This is a genomic window from Arthrobacter alpinus (assembly GCF_001445575.1).
GTDB classification, from domain to species: domain Bacteria; phylum Actinomycetota; class Actinomycetes; order Actinomycetales; family Micrococcaceae; genus Specibacter; species Specibacter alpinus_C.
In genome coordinates this window covers 1887329-1902665 of the sequence record NZ_CP013200.1, presented here as the reverse complement: position 1 = coordinate 1902665, position 15337 = coordinate 1887329, and the positions used below count along the sequence as shown (strand labels likewise).

Sequence of the window (15337 nt, the reverse complement as noted above, 5' to 3'; positions counted from 1 at the left end):
TGGTCTCTAGCCTACGAACTTCGTGGAATCGTGCACGTCGAAGTCGGCGCCGAGTCCCTGCAGCTTGGCGGTAAAGCGCTCGTAGCCGCGGCTGATGACGTCAATGCCCGTCACGGTGGAGGTGCCCTCTGCCGCGAGGGCAGCGATCATGTGGCTGAAGCCGCCGCGCAGATCGGGGACGTTGATGTTGGCGCCCTTCAGCGGCGTGGACCCTGAAATGACAGCAGAGTGAATGAAGTTCCGCTGCCCAAAACGGCAAGGGATGCTGCCCAAGCACTCGCGGTGGAGCTGAATGTTAGCGCCCATCCGGGTCAGCGCATTGGTGAAACCGAAGCGGTTTTCATACACGGTTTCGTGGACAATTGAGACGCCCTCGGCCTGCGTCAGTGCTACTACGAGCGGCTGCTGCCAGTCAGTCATGAACCCGGGGTGAACGTCTGTCTCCAGAACCAGCGGCTTCAGGGCTCCGCCTTTGTGGAAGAAGCGGATGCCGTCGTCCTGAATGTCCATGCCACCGCCAATTTTGCGGAAGGTGTTCACGAACGTCATCATGTCACGCTGGCTGGCGCCTTCAACGTAAATGTCACCACCGGTGACCAGTGCCGCCGAGGCCCAGGAGGCTGATTCGTTGCGGTCAGGCAGTGCTGTGTGATCGTAGCCGGTGAGTTCTGTGACGCCCTCAATCCGGATGGTTCGGTCCGTCTGGACGGAGATGATGGCACCCATTTTTTGCAGGATGGCGATCAAGTCAATGATTTCCGGCTCAGTGGCGGCACCGGAGAGTTCGGTGATGCCTTCGGCCCGGGTTGCGGACAGCAGTACCTGTTCCGTAGCACCCACGCTGGGATACGGGAGGGAAATCTTGGTGCCCTTGAGGCCGTTGGGCGCGGTGATGGAGATGCCGCCGCCTGTCTTCTCAACGACGGCGCCAAACTTGCGCAGGACGTCAAGGTGGTAATCGATGGGACGGTCACCGATCTTGCAACCGCCCAGATCCGGAATGAAGGCGTGTCCGATCGAGTGGATCAGGGGTCCGCACAACAGGATCGGGATACGGGAATCTCCGGCATGGGTGTTGATTTCGGCGCTGGATGCCTTCTTGGCATTGGCCGGATCCATGGTCAGGTCTCCGGTGAGCGAATCCTTCTCAACCGTGATGCCGTGAAGCTGCAGCAAAGAGGTGACAACTTCAACGTCCTTGATTTCAGGCACATTGCGCAGCGTTGACGGGGAATTTCCCAGCAATGCAGCCACCATGGCCTTGGGGACCAAGTTCTTGGCTCCACGTACCTGGACACGTCCCTTGAGCGGAACACCGCCTCGGACCGTCAGAATTCTGCTCATTGCCACCTAATCCTCTGCTACATGCTGTGCGCCTGTTGGCGTGCGGGGTTGTCCCGTGGCCCGCCCAGCGCCTCCCGATACACGCCATTTCATGCCGGGGCTTCCCCGGTTTGGTCCGGGCCTCAGTCAAGCATAGTTTCTCGGGGTGAAAATGCGTAAAACGCTGGGGTTTGGTGGGCAACTCGCCCGGTCTTCCGGCCCGGCCGGAGGCCTGAAACGGAGCTGACGCGTAATCTTGCGGGAAATCAGGACGCAGTGCCCACCCACGTGTCTATGATGGGCCTAGCCTCGTCGGTTTCGCGACTGCCGGGACTTTCGGATCTGGTCTCTCCTACTGGCGAACCTTTCCGGTGCTGCTGGGGCAGTCCGGGGAACTTGAGAGTTTCGAAGGCAGGCTGTCATGAATGTCCCGCAAGCCAGGTGCTGGCGCAGTGGAACGGTTATTGTCCTCTCGGCCATCATGGTGCTCGGCACCGGATGCGATATTGCAGACACGCTCACGCATTCCGCACCCGGATCCGGGGGCTCCTCTCAAGGGCAGGTCTCGACCCCCGCGGAGCCGACAACATCAGCAGCTCCACCTCCTTCGTGGCCTGAAACCTTTCGCAGCCTTCGGCCCGGCGTGGCCCGCGTTTCTGTCACCGGTTGTGACTTCGCTTCCGTTGGCAGCGGCTTTCAAGTGGATGACACACACATAGTCACCGCCGCGCACGTGGTCGAAGGGGTCGCCGGGATCACCGTGGGAATCAATGGACAGGTGGTAACTGCAACAATCCAGGGCATGAATAAAGCCGAAGATGTGGCGCTCCTTGAAACTGCGGCTCCCATCACAGGCCACAACTTCACGTTCGCCGTCGAGGACCCGCCAGAGGGCACCTCCATTGGTGTTCTTGGGTTTCCCCAGGGCGAGAACTTCACTGCGGTCACAGGGGCGATCAGCGCACTAAACGTCCAAAACGGCCCTGCGTTTGACGGAACCGGGCACATCTTGCAGACGGCCGCAGCAATCAACGGCGGCAATAGTGGCGGCCCTGTGGTTTCAATCGACGGAAACGTGGTCGGCATTGTCAGGTCAACGCGCACGGGTGTCCTGGCCAACGGGCAGGTGTACAAACAATCCTTCCAGGGCACCAACTATGTCAGCTCAGGCGCTTCAGCTGCGAAAGTTGTCGCTTCGTGGTGGCAGACCCCTGCTCCGGTGTCCCTGGCAAGGTGCGACAACACCGGAGTGGCAACAAACAATCAAATCACCGTCAAGGTGGAAACCCCTGATGAGCGCGGCATTCAGGTGGCCCAGAGCCTGCTGATTCACGGCCAAGCCATCAACAGCGGTGCATACCAAATGGCCTACAACATATTCACGCCCCTAGCCCAAGCGGAGCAGCACGGATACCTCGAATGGAGCAAGGACCTGGATACCTCGTACTGGCAGAGAATCGACATCGCCTCCATTGCGAGCACAGGTGACGGCTCCATCGTGGCGAATGCAAGCCTGCGAACCTCCCAAGACCCTGCCCAGTCAGTCGATGGCCTGCAGAGTTGCACCGTCTGGCACATGAAATACACCATGGAGTGGTCGATCGCCTGGTGGGAAATCTCCAACGTCGACACCACCGCTCCCGCGGAGCCCTGCTGAACAGGCAGACATAAAAAAGCCGGCCCTCCCCTGCTCTGGGACGGACCGGCTTTCGCTACGCGGCTTGGGTTAGACCTTCACCGGCAGCGTCAAAGGCTTGTACGCCGGGCGCGTGGCCTCGAAAGCAGTAATGGCCGGCTCGTCACGCAGCGTCAGGCCAATGTCATCCAGGCCTTCGAGCAGGCGCCAACGCGTGTAGTCGTCAATCTGGAACGGCGCCACAACGGTGCCAGCGGTGACCATCTTGGACACGAGGTCAACGGTCACCTCGGTGCCCGGAGCATTTTCTAAGACCTTCCAGATCAACTCAATGTCATCCTGGGCAACCTCAGCGGCCACCAGACCCTGCTTGCCCGAGTTGCCGCGGAAAATATCGGCGAACCGTGAGGACAGCACAGCCTTGAAGCCGTAGTCCTTCAGCGCCCAAACAGCGTGCTCGCGCGAGGAACCCGTGCCAAAATCGGCACCGGCCACCAATACCGAACCGGCCGAGTACGGCTCCTGGTTCAGGATGAATTCCGGGTCCTTGCGCCAGCTGGAGAACAGGGCGTCCTCGAAGCCGGTACGGGTGATCCGCTTCAGGTAGACGGCGGGGATGATCTGGTCGGTGTCAACGTTGCTTTGGCGCAGCGGGACACCGGTACCGGTGTGGGAGGAAAACTTTTCCATGGTGTGAGCTCCTTACGCTACGGTGCTTGCGGCAACAGGTGACAGGTCCGACGGCGAGCTGAGGGTTCCGCGAATAGCGGTAGCAGCTGCCACAACGGGAGAGACCAGGTGTGTGCGGCCTCCCTTGCCCTGCCGGCCTTCAAAGTTGCGGTTTGAGGTGGAGGCGCACCGCTCGCCGGGTTCCAGCTGATCCGGGTTCATGCCCAGGCACATGGAGCAGCCTGCGAAGCGCCACTCCGCACCGAAGTCAATGAACACCTTGTCCAGGCCTTCAGCTTCAGCTTCCAGACGGACGCGGGCGGAGCCGGGAACCACCAGCATGCGGATGTTCGGATCCTTTTCGCGGCCACGGATGATGTCAGCAGCGACGCGCAAATCTTCGATGCGGGAGTTGGTGCAGGAGCCCAGGAATACCGTGTCAACACGGATGTCCTTCATGGGTGTGCCGGCTTCCAGATCCATGTAGGCCAGTGCGCGTTCGGCTGCGGCCCTGGCGTTTTCATCGCCAAAGTCCTCCGGGTTGGGAACGTTTTCGCTCAGGGAAACACCTTGGCCCGGGTTAGTACCCCAGGTAACGAACGGCTCCAGCGTGTTGGCGTCGAGGAAGACCTCGGCGTCAAATTCGGCGTCGTCCTCGGTGGTCAATGACTTCCAGTACTTAACAGCGTTATCCCAGTCCTGACCGACAGGTGCGTGGGCTCGGCCCTTCAGGTACTCGAAGGTGATCTCATCGGGGGCGATCATGCCTGCACGGGCGCCGGCCTCGATGGACATGTTGCACACGGTCATGCGGGCATCCATAGACAGGGCCCGGATCGCGGAACCGCGGTATTCCAACACGTAACCCTGGCCACCACCGGTACCGATCTTGGCAATGACAGCTAAGATGATGTCCTTAGAGGTGACACCGGAGCGCAGCGTACCTTCAACGTTAATGGCCATGGTCTTGAACGGCTTCAGCGGCAACGTCTGGGTCGCCATGACGTGTTCCACTTCAGAAGTACCAATGCCAAACGCCAAAGCACCCACGGCTCCGTGAGTTGAGGTGTGGGAGTCGCCGCAGACAACCGTCATGCCCGGCTGAGTTAGACCCAGCTGCGGGCCCACCACGTGAACGATCCCCTGCTCGGCGTCGCCCAGGGAATGCAGACGCACACCGAACTCGGCGCAGTTATTGCGCAGGGTCTGGATCTGGGTGCGGCTGGTGAGATCGGCGATCGGCTTGTCAATGGCTAGCGTGGGAGTGTTGTGATCCTCCGTGGCGATGGTCAGATCCGGGCGGCGCAGCGGCCGGCCCGCCAGGCGCAGACCCTCGAAGGCCTGCGGTGAGGTGACCTCGTGGATCAGGTGAAGGTCGATGTACAGAAGGTCCGGCTGGGCAGCGTCGCCGTCGCCTTCGCCTTGCTTGACAACGTGGTCGCGCCAGACCTTTTCCGCCAGCGTCTTCGCAGCCTTACGCGGAGTCGATGTCGAAACCGTCGGCACCTGTGCTGAGTCGTGTGCAACGGGTGTATTTGCCTCGGTCACGGCCAGCTCCCTTCATCTGTTGAGCATGGAATTCGGACGTAGAATTAGCGCCAGGACCCTTGCTCGGTGGTTTGTATAACTCCACTGTTCCAGCCCCCTCTGCGAGGAAGCCAATTCTTCGATTGGCATCTCACATAATGAGACGGTAATATCATTACATGGACAATTCTAGTGGCGTTGGCGTCATTGACAAAGCGGCTCTTGTGCTTGATGCACTGGAAGCTGGCCCCACAACCCTGGCACAGCTTGTTGCAGCCACCGGTTTGGCCCGGCCCACAGTGCACCGGTTGGCACTAGCCTTGGTACATCACCGGCTGGTCAGCCGCGACATGCAGGGCCGTTTTGTGCTCGGCAGCCGCCTCGTTGAACTGGCTTCGGCGGCTGGCGAAGACCGGCTCATTGCTGCCGCCGGCCCCGTCCTGCTGCAATTGCGGGACTCTACCGGTGAAAGTGCCCAGATTTTCCGCCGCCAAGGAGATTCTCGCGTCTGTGTGGCCTCCGCCGAGCGGCCCATTGGTCTGCGCGACACCATTCCTGTGGGCACGCAGCTGACCATGAAGGCCGGTTCCGCCGCACAGGTGCTGCTCGCATGGGAAGACCACGAGCGTTTGCTGGAGGGCCTGCACAATGCGCGCTTCACCCCCACCGTTCTGGCCGGCGTGCGACGCCGTGGGTGGGGTCAGTCCCTCGGCGAGCGTGAGCCCGGGGTCGCCTCGGTATCAGCCCCGGTGCGTGGCCCCTCCGGCCGGGTCATTGCCGCTGTTTCCATCTCCGGCCCCATTGAGCGCCTGACCCGCCAGCCGGGCCGTTTGCACGCCGAGATCGTGTGCAATGCATCCCGCATTCTGACCGAGGCGCTGCGCAAGAGCGCTGTGTAGCCACATTGAGCCAGGCCTAGCTGTTTTTCCCCGCGACGCCTGCGTTCCATTACGTTCAAACGGTGCGCCACTCCTGGAGTGGCGCACCGTTTGGCGTTAACCGTCCGCAGCTTCATAGTCTTCGGCCTGTGAGCCCGGTCTCGGGTAGTGTTTGCGCATGACCAAATATGCTGTTTTCCTTCGCGGGATCAATGTTGGAGGCATCAATTTAAAAATGGCCGACCTCCGCGCAGCACTGGCCGTCCTCCCCTGACCAAGCCCCGGACGCTGCTGGCCTCAGGAAACGTTGTCTGCTCCGCCGAGGTCACCGCAGGGGAACTGAAAACCATGGTGGAGACGCTGCTGCGTGCGCGCTTCGGCTACGACGCGTGGGTGGTGGTCATCGACCTGCCCACACTGGAAGCCATCATCGAGGCCTGCCCTTACCCAGCCGACGACGCCTCCACCCACAGCTATGTCACGCTCTCCTCAGACCCTGCCACCTTGGATGAGTTGGCGCGGCACGGCGGTGAGATTCCCGGCGTCGAACTGGCCAGGCTCAGCCCCGAAGCACTCGCTTGGCCAGCCGCGGCCGGGGGCACTCTGGACAACCCTTCAGCAAGCTTTCCGCCAAGCCGCGCTACAAAAGTACAACCACCACCCGCAACCTACGCACCCTCATCAAGTGCCGCGACACCATGCTCGCCTAAAACGAAACCGCCCCAGGGTTTAGCGGGTGTCGGCCAGAGCTTGCTGGAACGCCCGGAAGTGCGCAATCTCGGCTTCCGTGGGGTCCACCACAAGCGTCTCACTGGTGAGCGCAACGCTCTCACGCAGCCGTCTCCGGGCAGCAGACGCCCTGCCGCCAGCCCCTGCAGCCGCCAGGAACTTGCTAGTGATGGCCAGGAAAATACCCAGCACCACCCCAGCCAGCACCATCAGCGTGGGTAACGGCCAGCCCTCCACCTTGGGCACCTCCGGAACAGGCATCTGGAAGTAGCCCAGAGCGGCGAGAACGCCCAGCCAGACCAATCCACCCACAGCCACCAGCAGCGCCAGCCACTGAATCACGGCGAACACCGGCCACCACCATGCACGGGTGTTGGCTTTGAGATCGGTCCCGGCAACGGCTTGGTCCAGCGCGTCGGGCAGCTCGGCGCGGTTGCTGCGTGCGGCGGCCCGGATGGATGCCCGCCACGGCCCGGAAGCCCCAGCACTGGCGGCATCGGCGAAGTCGCGAACGCTTGAATCCAGCTGGGCTTGTTCGGCCGCCCCTGCCGAAGGCAACGACGTCCGGTTTACCTCGGCGGAACCCTCGCGGCGCAAGCTCAGGCGCCGCAGCGGATCTTTCCGGAAGCGTGAAATCCAGCGCGTCACCGGCCAGCCGGTCTGCTTGGTGGCATCCAGCTTGTACGAGGCACGGACTGCAGAAACCACATTTTCCACGTGGGCGGCCTTGGCTAAACCGGCGGCCAGCGCCTTGCGATCCTGCTGGTGAACCCCGGCGGCTTCGCCATCACCGGCGGCCTCCGTCAGGCGTTGACCGGCCACGGCAACGTCCGCGGCAAGCCGTGCAGATTTGGCGGCCTTGGCCCTGACCACGGTGGCAATCCTGGCACGCAACTCCGGGACGCCTTGGCCCGTGGTTGCCGAGACACCAGAGATTTTCACGTTGGGGAGCCCATCCCGATCCAGAATGGACGCCAGCGATTCCAGTACCGGTTTGACCTCGGCGGGATCCAGCTTGTCGATCTGGTTAAGGACCACCAGTGTCACGTCTGCGTGGGTTGAGAAGGCCCGGATGAAATCGTTGTGAATGGCGGCATCGGCGTACTTTTGCGGATCCAAGACCCACACCAAGACATCCACCTGCCCGGCCAAGCGTTCCACAATGGCTCTGTTGCTCAACTGGACCGAATCGAAATCCGGCAGATCCAGCAGGACCAACCCTCCGGCGTCGTCCATCAGACCGTTAACGGCCTGACCCTCGCGGCGGTCGGCGATCTCCAACCAGTCCAGCAGTGGCGCGCTGCCCTCCATCCCCCAGATCATGGCGAGCGGCTCGCTGGTGGTGGGCCGGCGCACGGCAACCCGGGCGGCATCCGCGCCAGAGACCGCGTTGAACAGCGAGGACTTCCCGCTGCCGGTGGCCCCGAAGAAGCCCACCACCGTGTGATCGGCGCTCAGCGAACGGCGGGATGTGGCGCGTTCCAGGACACCGTAGACGTTCTCAAGTGTGGCGTCGTCCAGACGTCCCTCGCCCAATTCGCGGGCAACATTCAGGGCGGCCAGCTGGCGGTCCAGCGTGGATTCGGCGCGACTTTCGCGGTGACGGCTCATGCCTTGCCTCCTTGCGTGCCGAGCTTTCCAAGGCTTCCTAGGCTTCCTAGGCGCGTAGCGAGCTCATCAAGGCGCTTCGCATCGGCCTGCGCCGGAGCGAGCCTGTCCAAGAATCGCTGTTGCTGACCGTCCAGGAGGCTGGCGCAACGCTTCTCGAGAGCGGTTTTGGCCTCCTTGGCCAGCCGGCGCACAGCATCCTCGCCGAAGATGGCTTCAAGCAGTTTTTGACCCACGACGGCGGTACCTCCTGCGATGCCCACCTCGGCTCCCGTCAGTCCCCCAGTGAAAGAAAAGACCACGATCATGAGGATGACCCCGAGCCCGTTGACGCCGAAGGACAGCCAGCGGGCTTGGGAGCGTTTGGCTGCGCCTTCAGAACGGATGAGCGCCAGCACTTCACCTTGCCAGGCCCGGATCTCTGCGGCCACTTCTGCCGGGAAATCTGCGGTGACCCCTGAGAGGTCATCGAGCCCCAGGAGCTGGCGGCCGGCGGGATCTGCCCGCCAGCGCTGATCTGCGTCCTCGGCTGCGCGGGCGGCTTGATCAACGATGACCGCCTGCAGCCCGGTTTCAATGGCTGATTCAACCTTGACTGCGGGTGGCGGCTGGCCCTTGAAGAACGCCCCGATCCTGTCGCGGAAGCGGCCAATATTGCTTTCCAAGGCCCGGAAGAATTCACCGGTTCCCACAAAATCTTGCCAGCGCGCCAGTACTTCTCCGCGCAGGAGGGTGCCGTCGCTGGTGGACTGGCCGATCCTCGTCGCGGCGTCTGCGAAGGCAGCCTGGACGTCTTCGCCCAACTGGTTGCCGGCATCGTGCTGGTCCTGAACAGCTTGGGCGAGAACGGTGAGCCGCTCCGAGAGGGAACGCACGGTGCCGTTGAGGGTGCGCCGGACAATCTCCGCGCGGCCGGTGGCGTCCTCACTGATGTTGGCCAGCCAGGCGTTGATGGGCTGCACAGACTCCGGCGGGAGCATGCCGAGCTGGTTGAGAGTGGCCTCGGGAACCACGAATAGTTGCGCGCCGGCAAGCCCCTCGCGGTTCAGCATGGCGTGGAGATCATCAGCGATTTCCTGCTCGGCGCCGGGCGGGACACGGTCCAAGATGATGGCCACAGTGATGTCGCGCGAGGCGGCGTCCAGGAGGAGTTTCCACGGCACGGCATCGGCGTACCGGTTAGCGGTGGTGACGAAGAGCCAGAGATCCGCGGCGGCCAGGAGTTGCCCTGCCAGTTGGCGGTTGTCATCGGAAATTGAGTCCACATCTGGAGCATCAAGGATCGCCACGCCTTGCGGCACGGCCTGATCTGCAACGAGGACCAGGGACGTCATGGCGCCCGCGTCCGGGGCGGCGCCGGCGCGCGAGGCCGGAGTGTTCGCCTTGACCAGCTCACCGTGCACCCTGCTCAAGGTGGGCAACACCCGGTTGGAGGTGAACCAGTCCGCATCCTGCGGGTGGTGGAGCAAGATGGGCTGGCGCGTGGTGGGGCGAATGGCGCCGGACCGTGTGACGGGGTGGCCTACCAAGGCGTTGACGAGCGTTGATTTTCCCGCGCCCGTGGAGCCGCCCACCACTGCCAACAGTGGGGCGTCCAAGCTGCGCCAACGCGGCAGGATGTAGTCATCCAGCTGGCCGAGGGCGTTGGCGGCTGTGGTGCGGGCTTCCTCCGCGCCGGGCAGCACTAGGGGCAACGTCAGTGTGGCAAGCTCTGTGCGTACCTGCTCAAGAAGCTCGACGGCGGCATCTTGCTGCGTAGCGCCGGCTCCGTTGCCAGCTGCATGGCTGGCGCGGTCGCTGCCGGGGTAACTCGAATCGGTGGGGTTCACAAGCCTTATCATGCCAGCCCGGCGCCTAAACTCGGCACATTGGCGGTGTTCCGGTGCGGAATTGTTGTGCCGAGGGTTGTATCAGTGGCGGCTCGGCACTGCTGGAAGGTTTCTTGGCACGACAATGCCCCCGATCTAACGAGTCGGGGGCATTGTGGGGCCGGAGGTTCCCTGTTGGGCCTAGTAGACGGCCTTCAGCCGTGTACCGCCGCCAACAGCGGAAGTATTCAGGCTGCTCTGCACTACGGCAGCGCCAATGGGACCCAGCAGCAATAAGAGCCAGAACGCGCCATGCCTGCTCATCCCTGACACTCCCTCCACACCAACCGCGAATCGCCACACCCACCAGGTGTCCGCAATCGGCACCAGCAACAGCCATGCGGTGGGGATGCCTGCGCCACGAGCATTCATTTCGATCTTGGTCTTGACGTACCAAACGATCGAGTAGATTCCGAAGGTATTGAAGGGAAGAAGCAAGGGGGCGGCAGGACTGCGGCGTTTCATGGGGAATTCTTTGATCGGGCAAAGCCGGGGTGGCGGGAACAATCAGAGGACATTCTAAGCAGGTGTGCGCGGCAGCCCGGCAAATAAGTCCTCACAGCATCCGCCATATTTCCTAGCGACGAAAGCGGGGATCCGGCGGCGAAGTTGGCAGCACGCGCCGTCACAGCTCCTTCGGTTCTTTCACCATCGTCAAGACACCCCACCTGTTAATGGTCGACGGCGGCGACTCACCTGGGGAGAGCCGCCGTTCGTCTCACGGCCATTACTGGGATGCCTGCCAAGCGGCAATTGCAGAACGCGAAGGTAGTTCCAACTTGCGCAAAATATTGCTCACATGGTGTTCCACCGTGCGTTCAGAGAGGAACAGCGCTTGTGCGATTGACCGGTTAGTCTGGCCGGTGGCCACGAAGGCAGTGATCTCCGCTTCCCGATTTGACAAGGAACGCTCCCCAGTCCCTGGCCTGGCGAGTTCCTGGCGGGCCAGCGCGGCGAATGGAGCGGCGTTGATGCTTTCAGCCAACTGGAGTGCATTATGGAAATGCTGCTCTGCTGCCGCTGTCTTTCCGAGCAACCGCGCCAAAAGTCCCAGATAGTGGGCCACAGGTGCCGAGGACGGGGTTTGGGCATCGGCCGAGGCCAGCAGTCCTTCGAACGGCAGCAGCTCAAGGTACAGGATTTCCGCTGTGGCGTGGTCCCGGAACTGCACACACATCTGGGCATTGGTGGCGTTTGCAATAATCCATTCCGGTGCGCGTCGGGGAAACTCATGGATATGGGGAGCCACGGCTTTCCACAGCGCCTTGGCCTCCTCATTTTTTCCACTGGCAGCCAGGACCGCCACGAGCCATCCTTTGGCAGAATATGGCAGGCCATCCAAACGGTGACGCACGGCCTCCTCGGCCAACGCCAGTCCTTCCCCTGTCACTATGGCAATGCTGATGCTCATGACCAGGTGGACAAAGGCAACAGCTTCATCTCCGCTGTTCTGACTGATTTCTCTGGCCCGCTCTGTGTGAACCAGAGCTTCGTCGTACTTGCCCTCTAAATGGAGCAGGACACCGTGGAGAAGTTCAATCCTGCAGCTCCACAGAACTTCGCGGAGGCGTTCGGCAACGCTGGTGAGCACCAAAAACTCGGCGCTAACCTCCACCAGCTGCCCCAATTGAAGCAGCGCCTCGATGCGCCAGAGCAGTCCCCACGCATGATACTCGTCGTTTCCCTCCTGCCTCCCCAGCGCCACAGCCGCGTCGGCAAGTTCAAGCCGGTCCCTGACATGCGCGCAACCAAGATATTGGGCATGAGCGGCCAGCAACGCGAGAAATGCGCCTTCGGGGTCTTCGGGGCTTAGGAAAGGTACTGCTGAGTCCGGAGAAAGGTCAAAGTAGCTCTCGCCCACCCAGATGCTGCTTGTTGCTGCCAGCTGGGAGCGTAGCCGGTTGTGCCGCAGCGGGTCCTTGTTACCCACCAGCGCCAGGGCCTCAATACACAGGGCATGTACTTGGGCTTGAACGTCCGGGGCCATGATGCCATGAAGGACGACGGCGGCATCAGCCATAGCGAGCCCGTCACCGCTCTCGCGAGCAATATCCGCCACGGTGTTGCCGGCCGCCCATGAAGATGCGATGTTGCCGGCACGGAAGCGGCTGCGGGCCAATTCCAGAATCAAATCCAGTTCACGGATGGGGGAGGCCGGATCTTGGACAAACAGCTGAAGTGCCGTTTCCAAATGGGCACAGGCCCTTGGGTGGTCGCGGTGCGCCGTTGCTACATGGGCTGCGTGAAGTGCGTGCCTGAGTTCGGGTGCCACTGCATCACTCCAGATGAACATGAGCTCAGCGTATACCGGAAGTAGGTGGTGCAATAGGTGGTTCCACGGATGTCCTGACGGCCGGACTCGATCAGCATGGAGGCATACGGCGACGGAGCCGCAAAGAGCAGGATTGAACAAAGGAAAATCTCATGTCCACGTCTAATGCCAGCAGTTACCGCGTGGGAGTCAATACCATCCGGCTCATTGGTGCAGCCGGATTCTGGGCCGCGCTTGCCGGGGTAGCCTCTGCTGCCCTGCTGATCTATTACCCGCCCACTGTGCCCGCCGAGGTGTTTAGTTACCCATTCAATGGCATGGGGTTCACCATGATCCAGCTGTTTTTCGGATTGCAGCACTTCATCCTTGCAGCACTCCTCGTAGCCTTGCTCTGGACCCCGGCCGTAGGCAGTTCGAGACTTGCACGCGCCGGCCTGCGGATGTCAACAGCATCAATGCTGGGTCTGGCAGTTCTGGAATTTATTGCCATTGCAGCTGCGGACACCGTCACGGGTGATCCGTTGAATACGGCGGTTCTGACCGCCTACGGCATCCTGTCAATCGCCATCGGTGCTGCCTTGGTAGTTGGCGGGATTGGAGTCATCAAGAGTGGCGCCTGGTCCGGCACTAAGAGGATACTGCCCCTGGTGCTCGGGATTTACGTGTTTGTTCCGGTGTTGCCAGCCCTGATGGGCCCGAGCTTCGTCGGACGGATCGCGCTTGGTGGATGGATGCTCCTGTTCGCCCTGCTGGGGTGGATCCTTTGGCGCGGCGACACTTCTGTACTGCAGGAATCCGAGGCAATAAATAGTGAAAACGTAGCGCAGTCATGAGGCTCATCGTGATCGGCGCAGTGGGCGGGCTGGCCTGGGCAGGGGGCCTGCGCGCCTACATGTCTGAGTTGGCCGGTGTTGAGTCCACGTACACCTGGATGGGGACCTTGGGTGCCCTTGTGGCCCCGGCCGTGGTTGTCGGCTCACTACTGGGATGGGCGGAGGTGCTTCGTCGCGACGGCGGGCGGCGTCACTGGCGAAAACTGGCTTTGGCTCCCCTCTTGCTGCCAGTTGGTGCCCTGGCCATGCCAGGGGCTGTCCAAACCCTTGTGACCACGGGGATGGGCGGCGGCGCCATTGCCGTCACGGCGATTGGTCTGGCCGGTGCTTATGCCATGTCCGGGCGCGGACATGTATGGCTCCGAGTGCTCTGTAGTGGGATGGCCCTTTCCATCGTCCCCTTGTGGTCCCTCTCTTCTTGGTCCATCGGCGGTGGGGACTTGGCCGTCACAACCCCTCGGGGCGCCATGGTTGCATTACACTTCTTTGCACTCTTGGCCGTTCTTGCATTGGCGGCAAACATCCCCCTGCGGCCGGCGGTGAACGCGCTGCCGGAGGCGTCAAATATTAGGCAGGAAGCGGTTGACAATAGACCACATGCGCCCGCAGCAACTCCAGTTGGGACAGTCGGTGCAACCGTATACGATCACACAACAGGCCGAAGGGTTGATCCGGAGCGGCGACAGAGGGCGTAGTGGATCTTCTGGCAATAGAGGGCCCGCATAGGGGTTAGGGGTTAGGGGTTAGGGGTTAGGGGTTAGCGGCCAAAGCGACGAGACGGCCTTTAAAGCAAAAAGGCCGGAAACCCGTAGGTTTCCGGCCTTGCTTGTGACCCCAGCGGGATTCGAACCCGCGTTACCGCCGTGAGAGGGCAGCGTACTAGGCCGCTATACGATGGGGCCCTAATACATCCGATTTTTTGCTTCCGAACCTCAAGAATAATACTTGAAGAACTACTCGCATGCCAACCGAAAAGCAGCTTATATAATAAGCGCTGGGATACCAGGACTCGAACCTAGAATGTCGGTACCAGAAACCGATGTGTTGCCAATTACACCATATCCCAATGGCTACGTTCTGCCGTGAATCGCCCGGGTTTCCCCGGCCTTTCAGCGGCCCTCGCGCCGGGATAAAACTATACCTGAGGTTTTGCTGAACACCAAAACGAGAACGCTGTTTTTGGCTGAGTCGTGCGTCACAGACTATCTGCGGCTGCTGACAGTCCCAAAAGGTCACCTATTTCATCCAGCGTCACCACCACCTGAATGCGCTCCAGCTCAGCCGATTCGGCGCCCGGCGCTTGGGGCTCCGGCATAGACTCCCGGTTCAGCCACACGCCGGACAGGCCCGCACGGATGGAAGCAACGCCGTCGAGCAGGTAGTTATCCCCCACATACAGCGTCTGACCCGGAACAGTGCCAAGCTGACGGCACCCTTCCAGGAAAATCGCGGGGTCCGGCTTAGCCACGCCCACTGTGTCGATGCCCACCAGGACAGCAACGCGTGCCAGGCCCGCCTGATTCAGCTTGGCGCGCTGATAGGCGTGCACGTTGTTACTGACGGCGCCATAGGGGATGCCAGCGGCGTCCAGAGCATCCAGTAGCGGCACCACATCCGCGAAAGCTCGGATGGAGCGTGGCTGGGCCGCTTCAAAGTCCGTAATCCACTGCGCCTCCGCTTGCGCAGAAAAGACCACGCCCAACTTGCCGAAGACCACCTGCGCCCGCAGACCACGCTGCTCATGCAACGTGAACTCGCCGGCCACGTAGCGATCGTAGTAGCGCTGCGGATCAGCCATATACAACGCCGAAAAGTCATCCCACCCAGCAGCAGTGAAACCGGGCAGCAGTGCCGAGGAGGCAAACACCATGGCGTCCTTCATGGCCGCCACAAGGTCCACAAGGGTTTCATCGATATCAAACAAAACACCGCTGACCCGCCCAGCAAAAGGGGCGAAGTCAACGGTGTTTTGTGGTGCACTAAGCGGCAAAGCG

The 15337-nt window shown here is 61.7% G+C and carries 12 protein-coding genes, 2 tRNA genes and 1 pseudogene; 5 read left to right on the top strand and 10 right to left on the bottom strand.

Annotated features, from left to right (window positions below; genetic code table 11):
• Nucleotides 1-6: 6 nt before the first annotated feature.
• Nucleotides 7-1344 carry a UDP-N-acetylglucosamine 1-carboxyvinyltransferase gene (gene murA, locus AS189_RS08375; protein ID WP_062287443.1) on the bottom strand — a complete coding sequence of 446 codons (1338 nt, stop codon included), beginning with the start codon at nt 1342-1344 and terminating at the stop codon, nt 7-9.
• A 400-nt stretch (nt 1345-1744) separates the two neighbouring features.
• Here murA and AS189_RS08370 point away from each other — a divergent pair, with 400 nt between their 5' ends.
• Nucleotides 1745-2980 (top strand): S1C family serine protease, encoded by a 1236-nt coding sequence (locus AS189_RS08370; RefSeq protein WP_062287440.1) that lies wholly within the window; start codon nt 1745-1747, stop codon nt 2978-2980.
• 69 nt (nt 2981-3049) lie between these two features.
• Here the strand turns inward: AS189_RS08370 and leuD are convergent, their stop codons facing one another.
• Complete coding sequence (gene leuD / locus AS189_RS08365; RefSeq protein ID WP_062287437.1) at nt 3050-3649, bottom strand: 3-isopropylmalate dehydratase small subunit; 600 nt, start codon at nt 3647-3649, stop codon at nt 3050-3052.
• Between the two features lie 12 nt (nt 3650-3661).
• Nucleotides 3662-5134: a 3-isopropylmalate dehydratase large subunit gene (gene leuC / locus AS189_RS08360; RefSeq protein ID WP_062293260.1), complete on the bottom strand. Its 1473-nt coding sequence runs from the start codon at nt 5132-5134 to the stop codon at nt 3662-3664.
• Nucleotides 5135-5334: 200 nt separating this feature from the next.
• Here leuC and AS189_RS08355 point away from each other — a divergent pair, with 200 nt between their 5' ends.
• Together AS189_RS08355 and AS189_RS19355 are read left to right on the top strand one after the other, a co-directional pair.
• On the top strand, nt 5335-6054 hold the full coding sequence (locus AS189_RS08355; protein WP_062287434.1) for an IclR family transcriptional regulator: 720 nt from the start codon (nt 5335-5337) through the stop codon (nt 6052-6054).
• Nucleotides 6055-6211: 157 nt separating this feature from the next.
• Nucleotides 6212-6743, top strand: a pseudogene (locus AS189_RS19355) (DUF1697 domain-containing protein).
• Nucleotides 6744-6762: 19 nt separating this feature from the next.
• Here the strand turns inward: AS189_RS19355 and AS189_RS08350 are convergent.
• The 4 genes from AS189_RS08350 to AS189_RS08335 all read right to left on the bottom strand — a co-directional run bounded on the left by AS189_RS08350 (nt 6763) and on the right by AS189_RS08335 (nt 12531).
• The gene (locus AS189_RS08350; RefSeq protein WP_062287431.1) at nt 6763-8373 is read right to left on the bottom strand and encodes a GTPase; all 1611 of its coding nucleotides are present in this window, start codon (nt 8371-8373) and stop codon (nt 6763-6765) included.
• Nucleotides 8370-10211 carry a dynamin family protein gene (locus tag AS189_RS08345; RefSeq protein WP_082634166.1) on the bottom strand — a complete coding sequence of 614 codons (1842 nt, stop codon included), beginning with the start codon at nt 10209-10211 and terminating at the stop codon, nt 8370-8372. Before AS189_RS08345 ends, AS189_RS08350 begins: the two co-directional genes overlap by 4 nt.
• A gap of 168 nt (nt 10212-10379) precedes the next feature.
• Entirely contained in the window at nt 10380-10703 is a 324-nt protein-coding gene (locus AS189_RS08340; RefSeq protein ID WP_062287428.1) for a DUF4234 domain-containing protein, read from the bottom strand.
• A gap of 262 nt (nt 10704-10965) precedes the next feature.
• Nucleotides 10966-12531, bottom strand: coding sequence for a helix-turn-helix transcriptional regulator (locus AS189_RS08335; RefSeq protein WP_129587199.1), 1566 nt, complete (start codon nt 12529-12531; stop codon nt 10966-10968).
• A 131-nt stretch (nt 12532-12662) separates the two neighbouring features.
• On the opposite strand from AS189_RS08335, the gene AS189_RS08330 reads away from it, so the two are divergent.
• Together AS189_RS08330 and AS189_RS08325 are read left to right on the top strand one after the other, a co-directional pair.
• Complete coding sequence (locus AS189_RS08330) at nt 12663-13343, top strand: hypothetical protein (RefSeq protein WP_062287422.1); 681 nt, start codon at nt 12663-12665, stop codon at nt 13341-13343.
• Nucleotides 13340-14038 (top strand): hypothetical protein, encoded by a 699-nt coding sequence (locus tag AS189_RS08325; protein WP_062287419.1) that lies wholly within the window; start codon nt 13340-13342, stop codon nt 14036-14038. Before AS189_RS08330 ends, AS189_RS08325 begins: the two co-directional genes overlap by 4 nt.
• Before the next feature lie 134 nt (nt 14039-14172).
• Here AS189_RS08325 and AS189_RS08320 read toward each other — a convergent pair.
• The 3 genes from AS189_RS08320 to AS189_RS08310 form a co-directional block, all read right to left on the bottom strand.
• Nucleotides 14173-14245 (bottom strand) — tRNA-Glu (locus AS189_RS08320).
• A 92-nt stretch (nt 14246-14337) separates the two neighbouring features.
• Nucleotides 14338-14409, bottom strand: a tRNA-Gln gene (locus tag AS189_RS08315).
• Nucleotides 14410-14538: 129 nt separating this feature from the next.
• Nucleotides 14539-15333: an HAD family hydrolase gene (locus AS189_RS08310; protein ID WP_082634165.1), complete on the bottom strand. Its 795-nt coding sequence runs from the start codon at nt 15331-15333 to the stop codon at nt 14539-14541.
• Nucleotides 15334-15337 lie beyond the last annotated feature (4 nt).

Excerpts from the sequence above, each read along its gene's own strand:
- murA (WP_062287443.1), bottom strand. The coding sequence starts at position 1,344 with ATGAGCAGAATTCTGACGGTCCGAGGCGGTGTTCCGCTCAAGGGACGT.
- AS189_RS08370 (WP_062287440.1), top strand. The coding sequence starts at position 1,745 with ATGAATGTCCCGCAAGCCAGGTGCTGGCGCAGTGGAACGGTTATTGTC.
- leuD (WP_062287437.1), bottom strand. The coding sequence starts at position 3,649 with ATGGAAAAGTTTTCCTCCCACACCGGTACCGGTGTCCCGCTGCGCCAA.
- AS189_RS08355 (WP_062287434.1), top strand. The coding sequence starts at position 5,335 with ATGGACAATTCTAGTGGCGTTGGCGTCATTGACAAAGCGGCTCTTGTG.
- AS189_RS08350 (WP_062287431.1), bottom strand. The coding sequence starts at position 8,373 with ATGAGCCGTCACCGCGAAAGTCGCGCCGAATCCACGCTGGACCGCCAG.
- AS189_RS08345 (WP_082634166.1), bottom strand. The coding sequence starts at position 10,211 with ATGATAAGGCTTGTGAACCCCACCGATTCGAGTTACCCCGGCAGCGAC.
- AS189_RS08340 (WP_062287428.1), bottom strand. The coding sequence starts at position 10,703 with ATGAAACGCCGCAGTCCTGCCGCCCCCTTGCTTCTTCCCTTCAATACC.
- AS189_RS08335 (WP_129587199.1), bottom strand. The coding sequence starts at position 12,531 with ATGTTCATCTGGAGTGATGCAGTGGCACCCGAACTCAGGCACGCACTT.
- AS189_RS08330 (WP_062287422.1), top strand. The coding sequence starts at position 12,663 with ATGTCCACGTCTAATGCCAGCAGTTACCGCGTGGGAGTCAATACCATC.
- AS189_RS08325 (WP_062287419.1), top strand. The coding sequence starts at position 13,340 with ATGAGGCTCATCGTGATCGGCGCAGTGGGCGGGCTGGCCTGGGCAGGG.